The organism is Actinomadura rubteroloni (assembly GCF_002911665.1).
Taxonomy (GTDB): Bacteria; Actinomycetota; Actinomycetes; order Streptosporangiales; family Streptosporangiaceae; genus Spirillospora; species Spirillospora rubteroloni.
In genome coordinates this window covers 894960-920660 of sequence record NZ_MTBP01000002.1, presented here as the reverse complement: position 1 = coordinate 920660, position 25701 = coordinate 894960, and the positions used below count along the sequence as shown (strand labels likewise).

Genomic DNA, 25701 nt, shown 5'->3' with positions numbered 1-25701 from the left:
GTAGAGGCAGAGGCAGAGGCAGAGGGCTAGGCGCCGGCCAGTTCCGCGCCGAGGTACTCGGCCAGCGCGGACGGGGTCGGCAGGTCGTACACCGCGCTCGGCGGCAGGGACAGGCCCGTCGCCCGCGCCAGGCGGTCGCGCATGGTGAGGGCGCCGAGCGAGGTGATCCCGAGGTCGAGGAAGTCGGCCTCGGGCGGGACGGACCGGCCGGTGTCGTGGCCGAGGGCCTCGGCCGTGGCGGTGAGCACGAACTCCAGCAGCAGCCCCGCCCGTTCCTGCGGCGACCGTCCTTCGAGCCGCAGCAGCAGCCCTTCGGGGTCGCCGTCGTGCGCGGCGGGCTCGGGCTCGCGCGCCGTCCCGGCCGCCGCGCCGGGGAAGCCGTCGCCGACCTCCGCCACGACGAGCTGGGAGGCCGTCCCGCCGAGGACGCGCGGCAGGTCGCGGAGCGCGAGGGCCGCGCGGACGGGACGCAGTCCGGGCGGGTTCTCGGCGGACGTCGCGGGCCGCTCCACCGGACCCCACAGGATCGACGTCGCGGCGAGCCCGCTCCGGCGCCGGCTCCGGGCGAGGGACTCGTGGAACGCCCCGGCCGCCAGGTCGCCCGGCCGCGTGGCGCAGACCGCGGCCGACGCCGTCAGCGGGGCGAACAGGACGAACGCCGACAGCGGCCGGTCGGCCGTCGCGTCGTGCAGGTTCCACGCCGCGCGCAGGGCCGCCGCGCCGCGCGGGTCCGGGTCGTCGCCGGACGGCACCGCCGCGGTGTGGAAGACCGCGGTGAGCGGCGGCTCGGCGGGAAGACCGGCGAACAGGTCCGCGACGGCGGCCGGGTCGGCGAGGTCGCAGGTGAGGGTAGTGAACCCGGCGGGCGCGTCGTCCTCGGGGTCTGCGGGGTCGCGGACCAGGACGATCCGGGCGGCGCCCGCAGCGGCGAGCCAGCGTGCGGTCTCCGCGCCGAGGCCACGGGTGCCGCCCGTGACGAGGACCGTCCCGTCCGGGGTCCAGCCCGTGCCCTCCGGGGTGAACGCGGCCCGCACGAGGCGGCGGACGAACACCCCGTTCTCCCGCACCACGGCCATCTCGTCGGTGCCGGTGAGCGCGGTCGCGAACGACCGGGCCGACCGTCCGGGGAACGCGCGCGGCAGGTCCACGGCGCGCAGGTCGCCGCGCGGGCTGCTGCGCTTGGTCGTCTCGATGACGCTCCACCACTGGGCGAGCGGGGCGTCGGCGGGCGGCCCGGCGGGGTCCTCGGCGACGGCCCCCCGCGTGACGAACCACAGCGGCGCGCCGACGCCCGCGCGGGCCAGCGCCTCGGGCAGGGCGACGACCTGGTGGTGGAGCGGGAACGGCTCGGGCGCCGGCGCGCCGTCGCGGCCGGTGGTGAGGGCGGTCAGGCAGAGGATGCCCGCGACCGCCGTGCCGTGCGCCGCCCGGACGATCGCCCCGGCGAGCCGGTCGGCGTCGGCGTCCGGATCGGCGGGGACGTCCACCGGGACCGGTTCGGCGCCGCGCTCGGCGAGCGTCCGCGTCAGCGCGTCGATCAGCTCGTCGTCCGGCGCGTCGCCCGGCTCGGGCCGAAGGAGCAGCCACGTGCCCGACAGCGACGCGTCGGACGTGACGGGGACCCGCTGCCAGGACGGCTCGTGCCACCACGCCCCGCTGCGCCGCCACGCCGACATCGCGGGCAGGAGCTCGGCGAGGAGGCGGCGCTTGCCGGGGTCGTCCAGGTCGACGTCGAGGGCGGCGGAGAACGCGGCCACGTCCTGCCGGTCGATCGCGGACCACAGCGCCGTCCCCTGGGCGGGCTCGGCGGCCGTGCTCCGGTCGTCGGCCGGCGACTCGTACCAGTAGGTGCGGTGCTGGAACGGGTAGGTGGGGAGCGGCTCGGCGGACGCGGCCGGAGCGGCCCGCCAGTCCACCGGGACCCGCGTGCCGGTGTGCACGTGGGCGAGGGCGGTCAGGAACGCGACATCGTCGGCCAGCCGGTGGTCCAGGACGGGCTGGACGGTCGCGTCGTCGCCGAGAGCCTGGCGGGTGAGGGTGCTGAGCGTGGGTCGGGGGCCGAGTTCGAGGTAGACGGCGGGGTTGTGGGTCGCGTGGAGGTGGGTGAGGCCGTCGTGGAAACGGACGGTGCCGCGGATGTGGTCGGTCCAGTACCCCGGATCGCCGAGCCGTTCGTCGGTGGCGGTCTCCCCGGTGAGGTTGGAGACGATCGGGACGGTGGTCGGGTGGTAGGTGAGGCCCGCCGCCACCTCGCGGAACTCGGCGAGCATGGGTTCCATCAGGGACGAGTGGAACGCGTGGCTGACCACGAGCCGCTGGTGCTTGATCCCGTGCTCGTCCAGGACCGCCGCGAACGCGTCGAGCGCGTCGAGCGGGCCGGACAGCACGGTCGAGAGCGGCGTGTTGACGGCCGCGACGGCGATCGTTGCGGGCAGCGGCGGCAGGGCGTCCACGGGCGTCCGCACCGTGAGCATCGCGCCGCCCGGGGGGAGCGCGCTCATCAGCCGGGCGCGCGCCGCGACCAGGGCCGTGGCGTCGCCGAGGCTCCAGAGTCCGGCCAGGTGGGCGGCGGTGAGTTCGCCGAGGGAGTGTCCGATGAGGACGTCGGGCGTGATGCCGTGGTGCCGGAGCAGGTGGTGGAGGGCGACCTGCACCGTGAACAGCCCCGGCTGGGCGTAGGCGGTGTCGTTGATCAGTTCGTCGCCGGACAGGATTACGTCTTTGAGGGACGTGTCCAGGTGCGGGTCGAAGGCGGCGCAGACGGTGTCGAAGGCTTCGGCGAAGACGGGTGAGGTGTCGTAGAGGCCGCGTCCCATGCCGGGCATCTGGCTGCCCTGGCCGCTGAGCAGGAACGCGACGCCCTCGCCCGTGCCGTCCGGGACGCCGGTGATGACCGCCGGGTGGGGCCGTCCGGTCGCGAGCGCAGTGAGCGCCCGGTGGGCCCCGGCCGGGTCCGCGCCGTCGGTGACGACGACCGCGCGGTGGTCGAACAGCGTCCGCGCGGCCAGGGGCGCGGCGAGCGCGGCCGGTTCCGTCTCCGGGTGGGCGGCGAGGTGGTCGTGGAGCCGTCCGGCCGCCGCGCGCAGCGCCTCCGGGTCCTTGGCCGAGAGCGTGAGCGCCGCCGTGCGCGGCCCGGGAGCGTCCGGGACGCCGGCGGGCTCCGGGGCCTGTTCGAGGATGAGGTGCGCGTTGGTGCCGCTGATCCCGAACGACGAGACGGCCGCGCGGCGCGGGCCCCCGGTCTCGGGCCAGGGCGCGGACTCCGCCAGCAGCGAGAGGCTCGCGGTGGTCCAGTCGACGTGCGGTGACGGCTCGTCGACGTGCAGCGTGCGGGGCAGGACGCCGTGCCGGAGCGCGTAGACGGCCTTGATGACGCCCGCGGCCCCGGCCGCGGCCTGGGTGTGCCCGATGTTGGACTTGATCGACCCGAGGTAGGCGGGCCGGTCGGCGGTGTGATGACGGCCGTAGGTGTTGAGCAGGGCCTGTGCCTCGATCGGGTCGCCCAGGGTGGTCCCCGTGCCGTGGCCCTCGATGAGGTCGACCTGGTCGGCGGTGAGCCGGGCGTTCGCGAGCGCCTGCTCGATCACGCGTTCCTGGGACGGCCCGTTGGGCGCCGACAGGCCGTTGCTCGCCCCGTCCTGGTTCACCGCCGAGCCCCGCAGGACCGCGAGGACGGGGTGGCCGTTGCGCTCGGCGTCGGAGAGGCGTTCCAGGAGCACGAGCCCGGCGCCCTCGGCGAAGCCCGTCCCGTCGGCGGCGGCGGCGAACGGCTTGCAGCGGCCGTCGGGGGCGAGCCCCCGCTGTCGGCTGAACTCCACGAAGATCGACGGCGTCGCCATCACGGTGACGCCGCCCGCCAGCGCCATCTCGCACTCGCCCGACCGCAGCGCCTGCGCGGCGAGGTGCATCGCGACCAGCGACGACGAGCACGCCGTGTCGACCGTGACGGCGGGACCCTCGAAGCCGAACGCGTAGGAGATCCGGCCCGACGCCACGCTGCCGCTGTTGGACGTCAGGAGGTAGCCCTCGAACTCTTCGGGGCCGTCGTTCAGCATCCGGATCCCGTAGTCGCTGCTCAGGACCCCCGTGTAGACGCCGATCGGACTGCGCCGCAGCTTGCTCGGGTCCAGGCCGGCGTTTTCGAGAGTCTCCCAGGCGGTTTCCAGCAGGAGCCGCTGCTGCGGGTCCATCGCGACGGCTTCGCGGGGGCTGATGCTGAAGAAGCCCGGGTCGAAGTCGCCCGCGTTGTTCAGGAATCCGCCCTGGTTGGTGTAGCTGGTGTTCGGCTGCGCGGGGTCGGGGTGGAAGAGGTTCGCGGGCCAGCCGCGGTCGGCGGGGAACGCGGTGATGGCGTCGGCTTCGCCGGTGACGAGCGCCCACAGGTCGCGCGGCGTGTGCACGTCGCCGGGGTAGTGGCAGCCCATCCCGACGATCGCGATCGGCTCGTCGGCGGCGGCCGCGCGGCGGGCCGTCCCGGCGCGGGCGGGCTGCTCGGTGATCCGCGACAGCAGGTACGCGGCGAGCGCCTCCGGGCTCGGGTGGTCGAACACGAGCGTCGGCGGGAGGCGGAGCTGCGTCGCACTGCCGAGGCGGTTGCGGAGTTCGACGGCGGTGAGGGAGTCGAAGCCCAGCTCCTTGAACGGGCGGGCTGCGGCGATGGTGTCCGGGGCGGCGTGGCCGAGGACGGCGGCGGCCTGCGTCCGGACGACGCCGAGCAGGTGCCGCAGCCGCTGCTCCTCGTTCAGCTCGGCGAGCTGCTGGAGCAGGGCCGCGCCCGCGCCGCCCGAGGCCCGGCGGGTCTTCGGCGCGAGGCTGCGCAGCAGCGGGGACGGGTGGTCGGCGGCGCCGCCCGTCGTGAGCGTCGCGGCGAGCAGGTACGGGCGGCCGAGGGCCAGGGCGGCGTCGAGGAGTTCGAGGCCGTGCGCGTCGGAGAGCGGGACGAGGCCCGTCCGGCGGAGGCGTGCGATGTCGGCCGGGCTGAGGTCGGCGGTCATGCCGCTGGTCTGCTCCCAGAGTCCCCACGCGATGGACGTCGCGGGGAGGTCGTGGGCGCGGCGGTGGTGGGCGAGGGCGTCGAGGTAGGTGTTGGCGGCGGCGTAGTTCGCCTGCCCGGGATTGCCGAGCGTTCCTGCGGCGGACGAGAACAGGATGAACGCGTCGAGGTCCCGGGTCTGCCGGTGCAGGTTCCACGCGGCGTCGACCTTGGACGGGAACACCGTCGCGAGGTGCTCGTCGGTCTGGCCTTCGAGGGGCGCGTCCTGGAGGACGCCCGCCGCGTGCACGACGGTCTTGAGCGGGTGTTCCTCGGGGATGGCGGCGAGAAGGTCGGCGAGGGCCTCGGGGTCGGCGGTGTCGCATGCGGCGATGGTGACCTGTGCGCCGAGGTCCTCCAGCCGGGTTTTCAGGTCGTCCGCGCCGGGGGCGTCGGGTCCTCGCCTGCTGACCAGCAGAAGGTGCCGCGCGTCGTGCCGGGTGACCAGGTGCTCGGCGACCAGCGCGCCGAGCGTGCCGGTGCCGCCCGTGATCAGGACCGTGCCCTGACCCGGGAGCGACGCGGGGGACGCCGGACGTGCGACCGGGACCAGGCGCGGGATCAGCGCGCGGCCCTCGCGCAACGTCACCTGCGGATGGCCGATCGCGACGGCCGCGGCGAGCGCGTCCGCCGACGCCGGGCTCCCGTCGGTGTCCACCAGGACGAGCTGGCCGGGGTTCTCCGACTGCGCCGCGCGGACCAGGCCCCACACCGGAGCCTGGGCCGGCGCGACGTCCTCGTCCGCGACGGCCACGGCGTCGCGGGTGCGGACCACCAGCCGGGCGTCCGCGAAGCGCTCGTCCGCCACCCAGCGGCGGACGACGTCCAGGACCTCGGCGGTCGCGGCCCGGACGAGCGCCGGGTCGTCCCCGCCGGACGGGACGTCGAGCAGCACGTGCGCGGGCGGCCGCTCGGCGAGGGCGTCGAGCGTGGTCGCGGCGTCCAGCGGGACCGGCGGCTCGGCCGGGGCTTCGGCGGTTTCGGCGGCGCCCCAGACGATCTCGAACAGCGAGCGGTCCGCGGCGGCCGCGAACGCCCGCAGGAACTCCTCGGCGCTCACGGCCCGCAGCGTCAGCGCGCCCACGGAGAGGACCGGGACGCCGGACGGGTCCCACGCGTCGATCCGGACCGTCCGTTCGCCGACGTCGGTGATCTGGACGTGCAGTTCCGCGGCGTCCGTCGCGGCGAGGACGACGTCACGCCACGCGAACGGCAGCGGGATCTCGCCGGACCCCGTGTCCCGGACCGCCAGCGCGTGCAGGGCCGCGTCGAACAGGGCCGGGTGGACGCCGTAGCCGTCGGCGGCGACGTCGGGGTCCAGCGCGACGCGGGCGTGCAACGTGGCCCCGTCGCGGTGGAGTTCGCGGAGGTTCTGGAACGCCGGGCCGTAGTTGTAGCCCTGGTCGGCGAGCCGGTCGTACAGGCCGGAGACGTCGACCGCGTCCGCCGCCGGGGGCTCGACCCGGGCGGGCAGCGGCTCCTCGTCCGGGCCGAGGACGCCGGTCCCGTGCTCGACCCAGGCGTCGTCGCCGGTTCCGGTGCGCGAGTGGAACGTCAGCCGGCGGCGGCCCTGCTCGTCCGGCGCGGCGACAGTGAGGTGCAGGTCGCGCGGCGCGGTCCCGCTGAGGATCAGCGGGGCGTTCAGGGTGAGCTCCTCCACCGCGGGGCAGCCGACCGCCCGGCCGGCGTGCAGGGCGAGGTCGAGGAAGGCGGCCCCGGGCAGCAGCGGCGTCGCGAGCACGGCGTGGTCGGGGAACCACGGGAGCGTGTCCAGGGAGAGCCGCGCGGTGGCCTGCCAGCGATCGTCCGGCAGCGGCGTCGTGGTGGCCAGCAGCGGGTGGTCGGCCGGGCTCAGCCCGAGGCCGGACGCGTTGCCCGCGCCCGTCGACGTCAGCCAGTAGCGCTGGCGCTGGAACGGGTAGGTGGGCGGCTGGACGCCGGTCGCGGACGGCGCGTGCCAGCCCGTGGTGGGCGTGGCCGCGTGGACGTGGTGCGCAGCGAGGGAACTGAGGAACTGGCGGTGGCCGCCGTGGTCGCGGCGCAGTGTCGGGTGCGCCGACACCGGAGGCTCGACCGTCTCACGGATCGCCTGGACCAGCACCGGGTGCGGGCTCGCTTCGATGAACGCGGCGTGGTCGGCGGCGAGCGCGGTGAGGGTCGGGTGGAACTGGACGGGGTTGGCCAGGTTCTCGTACCAGTACGTGGCGTCGAGAGCCGTGGTGTCCTCGACGAGCCCGCCCGTCAGCGTGGAGTGGAACGGGATCGTGGCCTGCCGGGGGGTCACGGTTCCGAGGTCGCTGAGGATCTGCTCGCGGAGGGCGTGCATGTGGGGTGTGTGCGAGGCGTAGTCGACCGGGATCATCCGGGCGTCGAGGTTCTCCGCCTCGCAGTGCGCGACGAACGCCTCGGCCGACGGCGTCGTTCCGGCCACGACCGTGCGGGCCGGGGCGTTGAGCGCGGCGACGTGGAGGTCCCCGGTGAGATCGAGACGGGCGATGAGGGCTTCGGCGTCCGCTGGACTCAGCGCTACGGAGACCATGCGCCCGCTGTCGGTGAGCGTGGTGAGGGCCTGGGCGCGCTTGGTGACGATCCGGGCGGCGTCGTCGAGGGTGAGTGCGCCCGCGATGTGGGCGGCGGCGATTTCTCCCTGGCTGTGCCCGATGACCGCGTCGGGGCGGATCCCGTGGTGCTCCCACAGCCTCGCCAGCGCCACCATCAACGCGAACAGCGTCGGCTGGATGACGTCGATGGCGGTCGGCACGTCCGGCGCGGCGAGGACGTCGCGCAGATCCCAGCCGGTGTAGGGCCGGAGCGCTTCCGCGCACTCGTCGATCGCGGCGGCGAACAACGGCGACTCGGCCATGAGCTGGACGCCCATCCCCGCCCACTGCGAGCCCTGGCCGGGGAACACGAACACCGTCCCGACGCCGCCCGGCAGGTCGCCCGTCCGCGTCACCAGGCCGTCGTGGAACTCCCCGGCGGCGAGGGCGGTGAGCGCGGCGGCGGCCTCCGCGCGGTCGTCGCGTCCGGTGACGATCACGGCCCGGTGGTCGAACAGCGTCCGTCCGGCGAGGGGGGCGGCGAGCGCGGCCGGAGTCAGGTCCGCGTCGGACGCCAGGCGGACGGCGAGCCGGCGGGCGGCGTCGTGCAGCGCCTCCGGCGTCTTGGCCGACAGGGGGAGCGCGACCGCGGGCAGCTCGTCCTGCGGGGCTTCGACCGGGTCGGGCGCGGGCGGCTCCTCCAGGATGAGGTGGGCGTTCGTCCCGCTGATCCCGAACGAGGACACGGCGGCCCGGCGCGCGCGTCCGACCTCCGGCCAGGGCCGCGCCCGGTCGAGCAGCGCGACGTGGCCCGCCGTCCAGTCGACGTGCTCGGTCGGCTCGTCGATGTGCAGCGTCCGGGGCAGAACGCCCTGCTGGAGCGCGTAGACGCTCTTGATGACGCTCGCGATCCCTGCGGCGGCCTGCGTGTGCCCGATGTTGGACTTGATCGAACCGAGGTAGGCGGGCCGGTCGGCCGTCTCGCGGCGGCCGTAGGTGTTGAGGAGCGCCTGCGCCTCGATCGGGTCGCCGAGCGTGGTGCCGGTGCCGTGGCCCTCGATGAGGTCGACGTCGTCGGGCGTCAGGCGGGCGTTGGCCAGCGCCTGGCGGATGACGCGCTCCTGGGACGGCCCGTTCGGCGCGGACAGCCCGTTGCTCGCCCCGTCCTGGTTGACGGCCGACCCGCGCACGACGGCGAGGACGGGGTGGCCGAGCCTCTGGGCGTCGGAGAGACGTTCGAGCAGGACGAGCCCGACCCCTTCGGCGAAGCCGGTGCCGTCGGCGGCGGCGGCGAACGGCTTGCAGCGCCCGTCCGGGGCGAGCCCGCGCTGCCGGCTGAACTCCAGGAACGGCGTCGGCGCCGCCATGATCGTCACGCCCCCGGCGAGCGCCATCTCGCATTCGCCCGACCGCAGCGCCTGCGCGGCGAGGTGCATCGCGACCAGCGAGGACGAGCACGCGGTGTCGATGGTGACGGCCGGGCCTTGGAAGCCGAACGCGTAGGAGATCCGGCCGGACGCGACACTGTTGCTGATGCCCGTCGACAGGTAGCCCGAGACGTCCTCGGGCGCCTCGAACAGCAGGTGCGCGCCGTAGTTGCTGGCCAGCGCGCCCGCGTAGACGCCGACCGCGCGCTCGCGCAGCCGGGCCGGGTCGAGGCCCGCGCTTTCGAGGGTCTCCCAGGCGGTCTCCAGCAGGAGCCGCTGCTGCGGGTCCATGGCGAGCGCCTCGCGCGGGCTGATGCCGAAGAAGGCGGGGTCGAAGTCGCCCGCGTCGTGGAGGAACCCGCCCTGGTCGGTGTAGCTGGTGTTCGGCTGCGCGGGATCGGGGTCGAACAGGTTCGCGGGCCACCCCCGGTCGGCCGGGAACGCGGTGAGCGCGTCGACCTCGCCGGTGACGAGCGCCCACAGCTCCTGCGGCGTGCGGACGTCGCCGGGGTAGCGGCAGCCCATCCCGACGATCGCGATCGGCTCGTCGTCCCCGACCGTCACCCGGGCCGCGCCGGGCGACGCCGGGGCGGCGGCGCGCGGCGCGAGCTGCGTGCGGAGCTGCGCGGCGAGCGCCTCCGGGCTCGGGTGGTCGAAGATCAGCGTGGGCGGGAGGCGGAGCTGCGTGGCGTTGTTGAGGCGGTTGCGCAGTTCGACGGCGGTGAGGGAATCGAAGCCCAGTTCCTTGAACGGCCGGTCGGGGGCGACGGCGGCGGGGTTCGGGTGGCCGAGGACGGCGGCGGCCTCCGTCCGGACGACCTCCAGCATGCGCCGCGCCTGCTCCTCGGCGGTCAGCGACGCCAGCTCGTGGGCGAGACCGGTGAGCGAACCGGCCGCCGGAGCGCCGGTCGTCGCGGTGCGGCGCGTCGCGGGGGCGAGGCCGCGCAGGAGCGGTGACGGGTGGTGCGCGGTGGTGGCGGCCGTGATGGGCGCGGCGATCGCGTGCGGCTCGTCGAGGCGGAGCGCGGTGTCGAGGAGTTCGAGGCCGTGCGCGTCGCTGAGCGGCGTGACGCCGCTGCGGCGGAGCCGGTCGAGGTCGGTCGCCGTGAGGTCGGCGGTCATGCCGCTGGCCTGCTCCCAGAGCCCCCACGCGATGGAGGTGGCGGGGAGGTTCTGGGCGCGGCGGAGGGCGGCGAGCGCGTCGAGGTAGGTGTTCGCGGCGGCGTAGTTGGCCTGCCCCGGATTGCCGAGGGTTCCCGCGGCCGAGGAGAAGAGGACGAACGCGTCCAGGTCCTCGGTCTGCCGGTGGAGGTTCCAGGCGGCGTCCACCTTGGGACGGAAAACTGCGGCGAGATGCTCTTCGGTCTGGCTTTCCAGGGGCGCGTCCCGCAGCACTCCCGCCGCGTGGATGACTGTCCGCAGCGGGTGTTCCTCGGGAACGGCCGCGAGAAGCGCGGCGAGCGCGTCGGCATCGGCGACGTCGCACGCGGCGATCGTGACGTGCGCGCCGAGGTTCTCCAGGCGCGTCCTCAGGTCGTCCGCGCCGGGAGCGTCGGGGCCTCGCCTGCTGACGAGCAGAAGACGCCGCGCGTCGTGCCGCGTGACCAGGTGCTCGGCGACCAGCGCGCCGAGCGTGCCGGTGCCGCCCGTGATCAGGACCGTGCCGGGCCGGGATGGCTGCGGCACGCTGATCGTGACCTTGCCGATGTGCCGGGCCTGCGAGAGCGTCCGGATGGCGTGGTGCGTGCGGGTGACCGGGAAGCTCGTGCAGGGGAGCGGCGCGAGCGTACCGCCGGCGAAAAGGTCGCGCAGAACGGTGAGCATCTCGTGGAGGTGCGCCGTGCCCGCGTCCATGAGGTCGAACGGCTGGTAATGGATATCGGGGTGGTGGGTGAGCTGGTCGGGCGTCCGGATGTCGGTCTTGCCCATTTCCACGAAGTGGCCGTGGGGGTTGAGGAGGCGGAGTGAGGCGTCGGTGTGCTCGTTGGCGAGGCTGTTGAGGACGATGTCGATGCCGTCGGGCGCGGTCCGGCGGAACTGCTGTTCGTAGTCGGTGGCGCGGCTGTTGGCGATGTGGTCGTCGTCCAGCCCGAACGCACGCAGGACCGGCCATTTGCGCGGGCTGGCGGTCGCGTAGATCTCGGCACCGTGCAGCCGGGCGATCTGGAGTGCCGCCTGCCCGACACCGCCGGTGGCCGTGTGGATCAGGACCTTCTGGCCCTTTTTGATTCCGCCGAGCGTGACCAGCCCGTAGTAGGCGGTGAGGAACGCGACCGGAACCGTGGCGGCCTGCGGGAACGTCCAGTCGTCGGGGATCTTCATGACCAGGCGGTGGTCGGTCATCGCGACCGGTCCGATCCCGGCATGGGTGAACAGCCCGGCGACCCGGTCGCCCGGCGCGAACGCGGTGACGTTCGCGCCGACCTCGGTGACGACCCCGGCTTCTTCGCCGCCGATGGGCGTGCGGGCGTTGACCATGCCGAGCGACGCCAGGACGTCCCGGAAGTTCAGGCCGCCCGCGTGGGTGCGGATCCGGACGTCGTCCGGCCCCACCGGCTCCTCGTGCAGGGACGTCGGCTGGAGGACGACGTCCTCCAGCGTCCCCGTGCGGACGATCTTTTCGAGCTGCCAGCCGTCGCCCTCCGGCGGGATCAGGTACTCCTTGCGGCTGTCGGCCAGCCGGCCCTGGTGCAGCGTCTCGCCGCGCAGTGCGAGCTGCGGCTCGTCGGTCGCCCGTGCCACCGCGACGGCGCGCAGGATCGCGTCGCGCTCCACGTCGCCGCCGACGTCCAGGAGACCGAACCGCCCCGGGTGCTCGTTCTGCGCGCTGCGGACCAGGCCCCAGACCGCGGCCTGGGCCAGCGAAAGTTCGCCTTCGTCGCCCGGGAGCGCCTGGGCGCGGCGGGTGACGAGCGTGAGGCGGCTCCGGTCGACGGCCGGTGTCGTCAGCCATTCCCGCACCAGGGCCAGTGCCGAGGCCGTCGCGGAAAGGACCGCTTCGGGGCAGCCGCAGTCGTCGGTGCCGTGCGCGCAGGACGTCGCGAACAGCGACGGCGGCGCGACCACGTCCGCGGGCACGTCGCCCTCGGCCAGCTCCGCGACGCCGTCCGCCAGGAACGCCGCCTCGGCGGGCTCGGCCGGAGCCGACTCCGCGAGCGGATGCCATGCGAGATGGAACAGGTCGTGGACGGCTGGGGCCGTCGCGACGCTCGTCAGGTCCGCGCCGAGCGGGCGCAGCGTGAGTTCCTCGACGGTCAGGACCGGCTGCCCGGCCGGGTCCGTGGCGTACAGCGCGACGGCGTCGTCGCCGCGCCTGGTCAGCGTGACGCGGAGGGTGTCGGCACCGGCCGCGTGCAGCCGCACACCGCTCCACGCGAAGGGAAGGCTCACACCGCCGCCGTCTTCCTGGCCGGCCGCCAGAGCGTGGAGGGCCGCGTCCAAGAGCGCGGGATGGAGCCCGTAGTCGGTGGTGGAGGTGTCCGATGGGAGCCGGACGTGCGCGTACAGCGTGCTGTCGTCGCGGTGCAGCTCGTGGAGGTTCTGGAACGCCGGGCCGTAGTTGTAGCCCTGGTCGGCGAGCCGCTCGTAGAGGCCGGTGATGTCGACGGTCGTGCCGGTTTCCGGTGCGGGCGCGGGCGTGTTAGCGACCGTCTCGGGCGCCAGGACACCGGTCGCGTTGGCGGTCCACTCGGGCACGGCGTCCGGCCTGGAGTGGACGGCGAAGGTGCGGCGTCCGTCGTCGCCGGGCGCGCTCACCGTGACGTGCAGATCCCAGGGATCGGGCGACGCGAACACCAGCGGCGCCTGCAACGTCAGTTCCTCGACCATGGCGCAGCCCGCGAGGTGACCGGCGTGCAGCGCGAGGTCGAGGAAGGCCGTACCGGGGAGCAGCGGCGTGCCCTGGACGGCGTGGTCGGCCAGCCACGGCTGCGTGTCGAGCGAGAGGCGCGCGGTGAACGCCATCGCGCCGTCCGGGTGCTCGACTGCCGCGCCCAGCAGCGGGTGCTCCGCCGAGGTGAGCCCGAGCCCCGAGACCTTCGTGATCGGCGAGCCCCCGTCGAGCCAGAAACGCCGGCGCTGGAACGGGTAGGTGGGGGCCTGGGTGTTGGCGGTGGACGGCGCGTGCCAGTCCGTGGCGGGTGCCGCCGCGTGGGTGTGGTGGGCGGCGAGCGAGGTGAGGAACTGGCGGTGGCCGCCGTGGTCGCGGCGCAGGGTGGGCTGGGCGGTGACGGGCGGCAGGACGGTGTCGAGGATCGCCGGGACGAGGATCGGGTGCGGGCTGGCCTCGATGAACGCGGTGTGGTTCGCGGCGAGCGCCGTCAGGGTCGGGTGGAACTGGACCGGGTTGGCGAGGTTGTCGTACCAGTAGGCGGCGTCAAGGGTGGTGGTGTCCTCGACGAGTTCGCCGGTCAGCGTCGAGTGGAACGGAATGGCGGCCTGTTGGGGCGTGACGGCGCCGAGGTCGCTGAGGAGCCGGGCGCGCAGGGCGTGCATGTGCGGCGTGTGCGAGGCGTAGTCGACCGCGATCATCCGCGCGTCGATGTTCTCCGCCGCGCAGTGCGCGACGAGCGCCTCGGCCGACGGCGTCGTTCCGGCGACGATGGTGTGCTGGGGGCCGTTGAGCGCGGCGACGTGGAGGTCGCCGGTGAGGTCGAGGCGCGTGATGAGCGCCTGCGCGTCGGCGCTGCTGAGGGGGACGGACACCATGCGGCCGCTGTCGGTGATCGTCGTGAGGGCCTGGGCGCGCTTGGTGACGATCCGGGCGGCGTCATCGAGGGTGAGCGCCCCCGCGATGTGGGCGGCGGCGATCTCGCCCTGGCTGTGGCCGATGACGGCGTCGGGGCGGATGCCGTGGTGTTCCCACAGGCGCGCGAGAGCCACCATCAAGGCGAACAGCGTCGGCTGGATGACGTCGGCGGCGGTGGGGAGTTCGGGCGCGGCCAGGACGTCGTGCAGGTCCCAGCCGGTGTACGGCCGGAGCGCCTGGGCGCACTCGTCGATCGCGGCGGCGAACACCGGGGATTCGGCGATGAGCTGGACGCCCATCCCCGCCCACTGCGAGCCCTGGCCGGGGAACACGAACACCGTCCCGCCACCGCTCGGCAACGCCTCCGGGCCGAGGACCAGCGACCGGTGCGGCGTCCCGGCGGCCAGGGCGGCGAGGGTGGCCGACATCTCCGCGCGGTCGTCCCGGCCGGTGACGATCACGGCCCGGTGGTCGAACAGCGTCCGTCCGGCGAGGGGCGCGGCCAGGTCGGCCGGAACCAGCTCCGGGTCTGCGGCCAACCGGGCGTCGAGCCGGACGGCGGCCTCGCGCAGCGCCTCGGGCGTCGTCGCCGACAGCGGCAACGCGACGGCGGGCGTGCGCGGCTCGGCGGCCGGGACGTCTTCGGTGGGCGCGGGTGGCTCCTCCAGGATGAGGTGCGCGTTCGTCCCGCTGATGCCGAACGACGACACGGCGGCCCGGCGGGGGTGCCCGGTCTCCGGCCACGGCCGCGCCCGGTCGAGCAGCGCGACGTTCCCGGCGCTCCAGTCGACGTGCGGGGACGGCTCGTCCAGGTTCAGCGACTCCGGCAGCAGCCCGTGCCGCATCGCCTGCACCATCTTGATCACGCCCGCGACGCCGGCCGCCGCCTGGGCGTGCCCGATGTTCGACTTGATCGACCCGAGATGGAGCGGCAGGTCGGCCGGGTGCTGGCGGCCGTAGGTGTTGAGCAGGGCCTGCGCCTCGATCGGGTCGCCGAGCCGGGTGCCGGTGCCGTGCGCCTCGACGGCGTCCACCTGGTCGGCGGTGAGCCGGGCGTTCGCGAGCGCCAGCTCGATCACGCGCTGCTGGGACGGCCCGTTCGGGGCGGCGAGCCCGTTGCTCGCGCCGTCCTGGTTGACGGCCGAACCCTTGATGACCGACAGGACCCGGTGGCCGTTGCGCTGCGCGTCGCTGAGGCGCTCCAGCAGGAGGAGGCCGACGCCCTCGCCCCAGCCGGTGCCGTCGGCGGCGGCGGCGAACGGCTTGCAGCGACCGTCGGGAGCCAGGCCGCGCTGACGGCTGAAGTCCACGAACGGGGTCGGCGCGGCCATGATCGTCACGCCGCCCGCGAGCGCCATCGTGCACTCGCCCGACCGCAGCGAGTGCGCCGCGAGATGCATCGCGACCAGCGACGACGAGCAGGCCGTGTCGATCGTCACGGCCGGGCCCTCGAACCCGAACGTGTACGCGACCCGGCCCGACGCGACGCTGTTGCTGATGCCCGTCGACAGGTAGCCCTGGATCTCCTCGGGCGTCTCGATCAGCAGATGGGACCCGTAGTGGCTGGACAGCACGCCCGTGAACACCCCGACGCTCTGCCCGCGCAGCCGGGACGGGTCGAAGCCCGCGCTCTCCACCGTCTCCCAGGCCGTCTCCAGCAGGAGCCGCTGCTGCGGGTCCATCGCCAGGGCCTCGCGCGGGCTGATGCCGAAGAACGCCGCGTCGAACGTGTCGGCGTCGTGCAGGAAACCGCCCAGCCGGGTGTAGGTCGTGCCCGGATGGTCGGGATCGGGGTCGTACAGGTCGGTCGCCCAGCCGCGGTTCGTCGGGAACTCCGAGATCCCGTCCCGTCCTTCGGCCACCAGGTCCCACAGGTCGTCGGCCGAACGCACGTCGCCGGGGAACCGGCAGGCCATGCCGACGATCGCGATCGGCTCGTACTTCTCCGCCTCGACCTCACGGACGCGCTGCCGGGTGCGGCGCAGGTCGGCCGTCACGCGCTTCAGATAGTCCCGGATCTTCTCTTCGTTGGACATGGGGATTCCTCACGTGAAGGCGGGTCAGGAGAGGCCGAGCTCGTTCTCGATGACGTCGAAGATCTCGTCGTCGGTGGCGGAGGCGAGATCGCCGCCCGCGTCGTCGTCCGGCGCGTCGTCGGCGCCGGTCCACTTCCACAGCAGGGCTTCGAGCCGCGCCGTGACGGCGGACCGGTCCGCGTCGTCGGCGGGCACCTCCGCCAGCGCCGCGTCCAGGCCGTCCAGCTCGGCGAGAATCCCGGGCACCGAGCCCGCCGTGGGCGGCGCGAGTTGGGTGAGGAGTTGTGCGGCGAGCGCGGTGGGGGTGGGGTGGTCGAAGATCAGGGTGGGCGGGAGGCGGAGCTGTGTGGCGTTGTTGAGGCGGTTGCGCAGTTCGACGGCGGTGAGGGAGTCGAAGCCCAGGTCCTTGAACGGTTTGTCCGGGGCGATCGTGTGCGGCGCGGGATGGCCGAGGACCGCTGCGGCGTGCGACTGGACCAGGCCGAGGACGTGCCCGCGCTGCCGGTCCGCGGTGAGCCCGGACAGCTTCGCGGTGAGGTCGTCGGCCGCCGCGGCGCCTCCGCCGGACGCGGCGGAGACGGCGGTCCGGAGGGCCGCCGGGGCGAGGCCGCGCAGGAGGGGAGACGGGTGGTGCGCGGTCGTGGTCGCCGTGATGGGCGTGGCGACGGTGTGGGGTTCGTTGAGGCGGAGCGCGGTGTCGAGGAGTTCGAGGCCGTGCGCGTCGCTGAGCGGCGTGACGCCACTGCGGCGGAGCCGGGCGAGGTCGGTCTCGGTGAGGCCGGCGGTCATCCCGCTGGCCTGCTCCCAGAGCCCCCAGGCGATGGACGTCGCCGGTCGGTTCTGGGTGTGGCGGAGGTGGGCGAGCGCGTCGAGGTAGGCGTTGGCGGCGGCGTAGTTGGCCTGTCCCGGGTTGCCGAGTGTCCCTGCTGCGGAGGAGAAGAGGACGAAGGCGTCCAGGTCCTCGGTCTGCCGGTGCAGGTTCCAGGCCGCGTCCACCTTGGGACGGAACACCGTCGCGAGGTGCTCGGGCGTCTGGCCTTCGAGCGGCGCGTCCCGCAGGACTCCCGCGGCGTGGATGACGACCCGCAGCGGACGCTCGTCGGGGATCGTGGCGAGGAGGCCGGCGAGGGCGTCGGGGTCGGCGGTGTCGCACGCGGCGATGGTGACCTGCGCGCCGAGGCCTTCCAGCCTGGTCTTCAGCTCTTGCGCCCCCGGGGCCTGCGGACCCTTCCTGCTGACCAGGAGCAGATGGCGGGCGGGGTGCCGGGTCGCCAGGTGCTCCGCGACGAGGGAGCCGAGCGTGCCGGTGCCGCCGGTGATCAGCACGGTTCCGGGCCTCGCGGGCTGCGGGAGGCTGAGCGTGACCTTGCCGATGTGCTGGGCCTGCGAGAGCGTCCGGATGGCCTGCCGCGTCCGCGTGACGGGGTGGCTCGTGCAGGGCAGCGGGGTGAGGGTGCGCCGGTCGAAGTGGGTGCGGAGGAGCGTGAAGAGTTCCTGCACGCGGGCGGTGTCGGCGTCGATGATGTCGAAGGGCTGGTAGTGGATGTGGGGGTGGTGGGCGAGTTGCTGGGGGGTGCGGATGTCGGTCTTGCCCATTTCCACGAAGTGGCCGTGGGGGTTGAGGAGGCGGAGTGAGACGTCGATGTGTTCGTTGGCGAGGCTGTTGAGGACGATGTCGATGCCGTCGGGCGCGGTCTGACGGAACTGCTGTTCGTAGTCGGTGGCGCGGCTGTTGGCGATGTGGTCGTCGTCAAGGCCGAATTCGCGCAGGACGGGCCATTTGCGGGGGCTGGCGGTGGCGTAGATCTCGGCGCCGTGGAGTCGTGCGATCTGGAGCGCGGCCTGCCCGACACCGCCTGTCGCGGTGTGGATGAGGACTTTCTGGCCCTTCTTGAGGCCGCCGAGTGTCACGAGTCCGTAGTAGGCGGTGAGGAACGCGACGGGGATGGTGGCGGCCTGCGGGAACGTCCAGTCGTCGGGGATCTTCATGACCAGGCGGTGGTCGGTCGTCGCGACCGGCCCGATCCCGCCGCGCGAGAACATCCCGGTCACCCGGTCGCCCGGTTCGAGGGCCGTCACGTTCGCCCCGACCTCGATGACCGTTCCGGCCTCCTCGCCGCCGATCGGCGCCTTGGCGTTCACCATCCCCAGCGACACCAGGACGTCGCGGAAGTTCAGGCCGCCCGCGTGGGTGCGGATCCGGACGTCGTCCGGCCCGAGCGGCTCCTCGGGCGGGTCGGTCGGGGCCAGGGCGATGTCGTCCAGCGATCCGGTGCGGCCCGTGGTCACCAACTGCCAGCCGGAGTCGCCGGGCGGGATCAGGAACTCCTCGCGGCTGTTCGCCAGCCGCGCCTGGAACAGCGAGCCGTCGCGGGTTGCGAGCTGCGGCTCGTCGAGCGACCGGGCCGTGGCCAGGGCGCGCGGGAGCGCGTCGAGTTCCAGCCTGTCGACGTCCAGCAGGCGGAACCGTCCCGGGTGCTCGTTCTGCGCGCTGCGGGCCATGCCCCAGACCGCGGCCTGGGCGAGCGACGACTCGTCACCGTCGCCGGGAAGAACCTGGGCGCGCTGCGTGACCAGCGTGAGCGTGCTGTCGGAGAGCCGCTCGTCGGCCGCCCAGTCCTGGAGCAGCCGCAGCGCCGCGGCGGCCGTCGCCGTCACGCGCTCGGGGCAGCCGCAGCCGTCGCCGTGCGCGCAGGTGGCGGCGAACAGCGATGGGAGCGCGACCACCTCGGCGGGGGCGGTGCCGTCGAGGGCGGCGGCGAACTCGGCGAACCCGGCGTGGGACGTCGCCTCGGCGCCCTCGGGAGGCGTTCCGAGGAAGACCGCGTCCTCGACGGGTTCCGGCTCGGCGTCCGGCACCGGATGCCACGCCAGGTGGAAGAGGTCCGGCGCGGCCGGCGCATCGTCGGTGAGGTCGCCGGTCAGCGGACGCAGCGTGAGTTCCTCGACGGTCAGGACCGGCTGCCCGGCCGGGTCCGCGGCGTGCAGGCTGACCGTGTCGGGCCGCAGCGGGACGAGCGTGACGCGGAGGGTGTCGGCCCCGGTCGCGTGGAGCCGGACGCCGGTCCAGGAGAACGGCAGGCTGATCCCGCTGCCGTCCTGGTCGGTCGCCAGTGCGTGGAGGGCGGCGTCCAGGAGCGCGGGGTGGAGTCCGTAGTCGGTGGTGGAGGTGCCGGGCGGGAGCTGGACGTGCGCGTGCAGGGTCGTGTCGTCGCGGTGGAGTTCGCGGAGGTTCTGGAACGCGGGTCCGTAGGTGTAGCCCTGGTCGGCGAGGCGCTCGTAGAGGCCCGTGATGTCGACGGACACGCCATTCTCGGGCGCGGGCGGCTTCGTGGTGGCCGTTTCGGGAGCCAGGACGCCGGTCGCGTGCGTGATCCACGTGGATGCGTCGCTGTCCGGGCGGGAATGGACGGAGAAGGCGCGGCGTCCGTCCTCTCCCGGCGCGTCCACGGCCACATGGACCGTCCGCGCGGCGGTGAGCGTCAGCGGGGCCTGGAGCGTCAGCTCCTCGACGGCGGGGCAGCCGGTGGCGTGCCCGGCGTGGAGGGCGAGGTCGAGGAAGGCGGTGCCGGGGAGCAGCGGCGTGCCGTGGACGGCGTGGTCGGCGAGCCACGGCTGCGTTTCCCGGGTGAGGCGTGCCGTGGCCTGCCAGCGTCCGTCGGGCAGCAGGGCCTCGGTCGTCAGCAGCGCGTGGTCGGCCGGGCTCAGTCCCAGTTCCGTGGCGTCGCCCGCGCCGCCGGGCGGGGCGTCGAGCCAGTAGCGGGTGCGCTGGAACGGGTAGGTCGGCGGCGGGTCCCCGAGGCTGGACTTCGGGTTCGTCCATTCGACGCGCTTGCGGGTGCCGGCGTGCACCTGGGCCACGGCGGCGAGGAACGCGATGCCGTCGGGACGCCGGTGGTCGAGGACGGGCCGGACGGTCGCGTCGTCGAGGATCTGGTGGGTGAGCGTGGTGAGCGTCGGGCGGGGGCCGAGTTCGAGGTAGAGGGCGGGGTTGTGGGTGGTGTGGAGGTGGGTGAGGCCGTCGTGGAAGCGGACCGCGTTCCTGATCTGGTCGGTCCAGTAGGCGGGGTTGCTGAGTTGTTCGTCGGTCGCTGTGCGTCCGGTGAGGTTGGAGATGATCGGGATGGTGGTCGGGTGGTAGGTGAGGCTTTCGGCGACCTTCTGGAACTCGTCGAGCATGGGCTCCATGAGGGACGAGTGGAAGGCGTGGCTCACGACGAGTCGCTGGTGTTTGATTCCGTGCTCGTCCAGGACCGTGGCGAACTCTTCGAGGGCGTCGAGGTCACCGGACAGGACGGTCGCGGTGGGGGAGTTGACGGCGGCGACGGTGACGTCGTCGGGGAGCGGCGGCAGGTCGGCTTCGGGCGCGTGGACGGTGAGCATTCCGCCGCCGGGTGGGAGCGCGCTCATCAGGCGTCCGCGTGTGGCGATGAGGGTTGTGGCGTCGGTGAGGGTCCAGAGCCCGGCGAGGTGGGCGGCGGTGAGTTCGCCGAGGGAGTGCCCGATGAGGACGTCGGGTGTGATGCCGTGGTGCCGCAGGAGGTGGTGGAGGGCGACCTGCACGGTGAACAGGGCTGGTTGGGCGTAGGCGGTGTCGTTGATCAGGTCGTTGCCGGACAGGATTACGTCCTTGAGGGACGCGTCCAGGTGCGGGTCGAAGGCGGCGCAGACGGTGTCGAAGGCTTCAGCGAAAACGGGTGAGGTGTCGTAGAGGCCGCGTCCCATGCCGGGCATCTGGCTGCCCTGCCCGCTGAGCAGGTAGACGAGCCCGCCGTCCCGGACCTCGCCGGTGACCAGCGCAGGGTCGGGGTCACCGGCCGCGAGAGCGGCGAGGGCGCGTCCGAGTGCTTCCCGGTCGTCCCCGTCGGCGACGACGACGGCGCGCCGGTCGAACAGCGTCCGCGCGGCCAGGGGCGCGGCGAGTGCGGCGGGCGTCGCGTCCGGGTGCGCGGCGAGATGGGCGCCGAGGCGTGCGCCGACGGCCCGCAGCGCCTCGGGGGTCCGCGCCGACAGCGGCAGCGCGACCGGACCGCCGACGCCGCCGTCCGCGTCCGGCTCGGCTTTGGGTGGCGCTTCCAGGATGACGTGGGCGTTGGTCCCGCTGATCCCGAAGGACGACACGGCGGCCCGGCGCGGACGTCCGGTCTCCGGCCACGGCGTCGGCTCCACGAGCAGGGCGACGTGCCCCGCGCTCCAGTCGACGTGCGGGGACGGAGCGTCCACGTGCAAGGTCTTGGGGAGGACGCCGTGGCGCATCGCCTCGACCATCTTGATGATGCCCGCGACCCCGGCCGCCGCTTGGGTATGCCCGATGTTGGATTTGATGGACCCCAGGTAGGCCGGACGGTCGGACGTGTGGTGGCGTCCGTAGGTGCCGAGAAGGGCCTGCGCCTCGATCGGGTCGCCGAGCTTGGTGCCAGTGCCATGCGCCTCGACAGCGTCAACCTCGTCGGCGGTGAGCCCCGCGCTAGCGAGGGCCTGCTCGATGACGCGCTGCTGGGACGGCCCGTTGGGCGCCGAGAGCTGGCTGGTCGTCCCGTCCTGGTTGATCGCCGACCCGCGGACGATCGCGAGGACCCGGTGGCCGAGCCGCTCGGCGTCCGACAAACGTTCGAGCAGGACGAGCCCGACGCCCTCGCCCCAGCCCGTCCCGTCGGCGGCGGCGGCGAAGGACTTGCAGCGACCGTCCGCCGCCAGCCCGCGCTGCCTGCTGAACTCCAGGAACACCGAAGGCGTCGCCATCACGGTGACACCGCCCGCCAGCGCCATCTCGCACTCACCGGCCCGCAGCGCCCGCGCGGCCAGGTGCAGGGCGACGAGCGACGACGAACAGGCCGTGTCGACCGTCACCGCTGGCCCGTGGAACCCGAAAGCGTGCGCGATCCGTCCCGAAGCGACACTTCCGGCACTGCCCTGCCCGAGATACCCCTCCATCTCGGCGGGCGGCCGGACGATCCGCGCTCCGTAGTCGTGGTACATCACACCCACGAACACCCCGGTACTGCTATTACGAAGCCCACGAGGGTCGAGGCCGGCGCTCTCCGCGGCCTCCCAGGAGGCCTCCAGCAGAAGACGCTGCTGCGGGTCCATGGAAAGAGCCTCACGCGGATTGATCCCGAAGAACTCGGCGTCGAACTCGCCGGCCTCGTGCAGAAACCCACCGTGCCGCGCATAACTGGTATGAGGCACTTCAGGATCGGGATCATAAAGGGTGTCGACGTTCCACCCGCGGTCCTCGGGAAATTCCGACACCGCGTCCCGGCCGGCGGCGGCGAGCTCCCAAAGCTCCCCCGGCGAGGCGACACCGCCGGGATACCGGCAGGCCATGCCCACGATGGCGATGGGCTCGGACTTCTCCGACTCCAGCGCGCGCACCTGCTCCCGCGCATGGTAGAGGTCGTTGGTAGCCCGCCGAAGGTATTCGCGGAGCTTGTCCTCATGAGGCATGTGAATTTCCCCAAACGCAGCGCAAAAATACTCCTTCGGGGATCGTAAGGCCGTCCTCTTACAGGGCGCTTTGCCTGTACTAAAGCCCCCGAAAAACCACGAGCCCCCGCCTCCAAAACCCCCGAACGCCCAGGACCCCACCGCCGCCCCACGCATCCCCGCCGTACGCCCGGAGAAAGCCGCCCACCAAACACGCGCTACAGCACAATCCCCAACGCCCAATGAAGTACTGAAGTCAAAGGAAGCGGACCAAACCCGAGCGACTCAAGCAAACGAACCAACAAACCAAATCCGCTTTGTCAAACGAAGCGCACAGCCCTTACGAACACCCCGCAAACCCAAAAAGAACTCCCCGTCCCAGCCCGCGCGTCCCTCACAAGGACCGGCCCACGAACGAAAACCCCGCGCCTTCGCCCCTCCGGCCACACCCCGGTTCGCCGCCACAACGTCCAGTCGCCCGCGGGTCCGTGACACCAGAACGCCGCGTCGCTCACCGCAGCCCGACGTGCTCGCGCGAGATGCCCACGACGATCACCCACCCGCCGACCACCAAGCTGGCCGCGCCACGCCCCCCAGCGTCCCCAGCGCCCCCGCCCGACGGCCGCGACACCCGTCCGCCCGCGCCCCGCCCGTGAATGCGAGATCGCCATCTCCTCGGCCGCCGGCCGCCCGCCCGCCCGCCCGTCCGGCCGGCCGTCCGGCCGCCGATCGGCCCGCCCGCCGCACGCCCGCCGCCCGCGCTCTGCCCGTGAAACCGAGACCGCCGTGTGCTCGGCCGTCGGGCGTCCGCCCGCCCGCCGCGACGCCCGTCTGCCCGCGCCGTGCACGCGGATCCGAGACCGCCGTCTCCTCGGCCGTCCATCCGCCCGCCGCCTGCGTCATGCGCGTGGGTCCGAGACCGCCGTGTGTTCGGCCGTCGGCCGTCCATCCGCCCGCCGCGACGCCCGCCGAAACCCGGAACATCGTGTCGCTCGCCGTGCCTCCAGGTGCTTCCGCGACGCCTGCGATAGGCCCCTGACCTGGCGGGATGCGGGTTCTCCGTGGCGGGCGTTCCGCGGCTCGACGTGGTGAGCCGCGAACTCACATGGCCGGTCACGCGTGCCGCCCTCTCAAAGATCGGGTGCGGAGGTCGAAACAGAACCCTGACCTGCCGCCCCCCGCTGCCGCGGGGACGCTGTGGACACGCTGACTCGCCAGGCGACGAACCTGCCATCGGGCTACACTCTTCGCTGCTGTGTCGGGCCGGACTCCACAGACCCCCGGCCCCTCGCGAGCTGCTGCGAAGATTGCGAGAGCGATACAGTGTGCGATAGCAGGATCACTAGCGGATGATCATGCTGGATGGCGGGCTGGTGAAGAGTCGCCCGGTGGCAGGGGGATTCACCGGAAGTGAGCGCATAAGTGTCTGCAGAGGACCTCGAGAAGTACGAGACCGAGATGGAGCTGCAGCTCTACCGGGAGTACCGCGACGTGGTGGGCTTGTTCAGCTACGTCGTCGAGACGGAACGCCGCTTCTACCTCACCAACTCGGTCGACCTCCAGGTCCGGGACACCGAAAACGGCGAGGTCTTCTTCGAGGTAGCGATGCAGGACGCCTGGGTATGGGACATGTACCGCCCGGCACGCTTCGTCAAGAACGTCCGAGTAGTCACCTTCAAGGACGTCAACGTCGAAGAAATCGCCAAGAGCGACTTCGAACTCCCGTCCACCGACTGACCCGCCGCCATCACCCGAACCCACCCCACCCCAGGCCGCCCCGCGTCCCACTCCAGCCCAAGCCCAGGCCGTCCCGCGCCCACGCCGTCCCGCGCCTAGGCCGTTCCCGTGCTCAGACCGCCCGTGTCGGCCCGTCCTGGAGCCGTTCTCGCGCTCAGGCCCTCTCCGCGCCCCCACGGTCCCGCTGGCCGACGTCGGTCCGTGCCCGCGACGAACCGTGCCCACGACGATGACCCCGCGCTCAGGCTGTTCCGGCGCGAACGCCCCCCGGCGTCGGGCCGTGCCGCCACGGTCCTGCGTCCCCGCCGGCCGGTGTCAGGCCGCGCCCACACAGTCTTGCGTCCTCGCCGGCTGGCGTCGGGCCGCGCCCAGCTTGGCCGCGCCCGAGACGATGACCCCGCGCTCAGGCCGTTCCCGCGCAAAGGACGCCGAGTGGCGTAAGGGCCGCCCGGTGTCAGGCCGCGCCCACATGGTCCCGCGTCCCCGTCGGTCGGCGTCGGCCCGTGTCCGCGTCGGCCCGCCCCAGGCCGTTCCGGCCGTTCCGGCCGCTCAGGACGCCCGGCGCGGGTCGCGCCACGTGGTCTCGTGTCCGCCGCGCGGCCCGTGGACCCGTGCCCAGCCCGTCGTGCCGGTCGGCACGCGGTGCCGCAGCACGTAGCCGGGCACGTGCCGTGGGGCGGTGTCGGCCCGCGTGCGCGTCGGCCCGCCCCAGGCCGTTCCCGTGCCCGCGCCGACCCATGCTCAGGACGTTCCGGCCGCTCAGGCCAGCCCGCGTCGGGCTGCGCCAGCACGGTCCCGTGCCCCCGCCAGCCGACGTCGGTCCGCGCCCGCGTCGGCTCGCGCCCAAGCGTGCCCGTGCCCGCGTCGGCCTGTGCTCAGGCCGTTCCGGTGCAAAGACCGCCTGGCGTGGCGCAAAGGCCGCTCGGCGCCGGGCCGCGCCCACACGGTCCCGAGCCCCGGCCAGCCAACGTCGGTCCGTGTCCGCGTCGGCCCGCCCTAGGCCGTTCCTGTGCCTGCGTTGGCCCGTGCTCAGGACGTTCGGCGCTTAGGCCGCCCCGCGTCGGGCCGCGCCCACACTGTCCTGCGTCCCCATCGGCCAGTGTCGCGGGTCCGCGTCTGCGTCGGCCCGCCCCCAGGCTTGCCCGCGCCCGCGACGACCCGAGCTCAAGACGTTCCGACCGCTCAGGCCACCCGGCGTCGGGCCACGCCCGCGGTCCCGCGTCCCCGCCAGCCGGCGTCGGCCCGCGTGCGCGTTGGCGCGCCCCCAGGCTGTTCCCGTGCCCGCGCTGGCCCGTGCCCAGGACGTTCGGCGCTCGGGCCGCCCCGCGCCGAAGGCTTGCTGCGTTAGCGACGACCAGCGCTTAGGCCGGTTCCAGCGCTCAGGCCGCTCCGCATCGGGCCGCGCCCGCACGGTCCCGTGCCCCCGTCGGTCGGCGTCGTCGGCGCCTTGTCCGCGTCGGCCCGCCCCCAGGCCGTTCCCGTGCCCGCACCGACCCATGCTCAGGCCGTTCCGACCGCTCAGGCCGCCCGGCGCCGGGCCGCGCCCACGCGGTCCCGTGTCCGCCGCGCAGCCCGTGGACCTGCGCCCAGCCCGTCATGCCGACCGGCACGCGGTGCCGCAGCACGTAGCCGGGGCACGTGCCGTCGGCCGGTGTCGGCCCGCGTGCGCGTCGGCCCGCCCCAGGCCGTTCCCGTGCCCGCGCTGGCCCGTGCTCAGGACGTTCCGGGGCTCAGGCCGCCCCGCGTCGGCCCACAC

Annotated in this window: 3 protein-coding genes; 1 reads left to right on the top strand and 2 read right to left on the bottom strand. The window is 73.9% G+C overall.

Annotated features, from left to right (window positions below; genetic code table 11):
* Nucleotides 1–26: 26 nt before the first annotated feature.
* Both BTM25_RS29975 and BTM25_RS15680 read right to left on the bottom strand, forming a co-directional pair.
* Nucleotides 27–15782: a type I polyketide synthase gene (locus BTM25_RS29975; protein WP_146059062.1), complete on the bottom strand. Its 15756-nt coding sequence runs from the start codon at nucleotides 15780–15782 to the stop codon at nucleotides 27–29.
* 24 nt (nucleotides 15783–15806) lie between these two features.
* On the bottom strand, nucleotides 15807–22229 hold the full coding sequence (locus BTM25_RS15680) for a type I polyketide synthase (RefSeq protein ID WP_103563646.1): 6423 nt from the start codon (nucleotides 22227–22229) through the stop codon (nucleotides 15807–15809).
* A 1401-nt stretch (nucleotides 22230–23630) separates the two neighbouring features.
* Between BTM25_RS15680 and BTM25_RS15670 the strand changes: the two genes are divergently transcribed.
* A complete protein-coding gene (locus tag BTM25_RS15670) occupies nucleotides 23631–23945 on the top strand; it encodes a DUF2469 domain-containing protein (protein WP_103563644.1) in 315 nt (104 codons plus the stop codon).
* Nucleotides 23946–25701: the final 1756 nt, after the last annotated feature.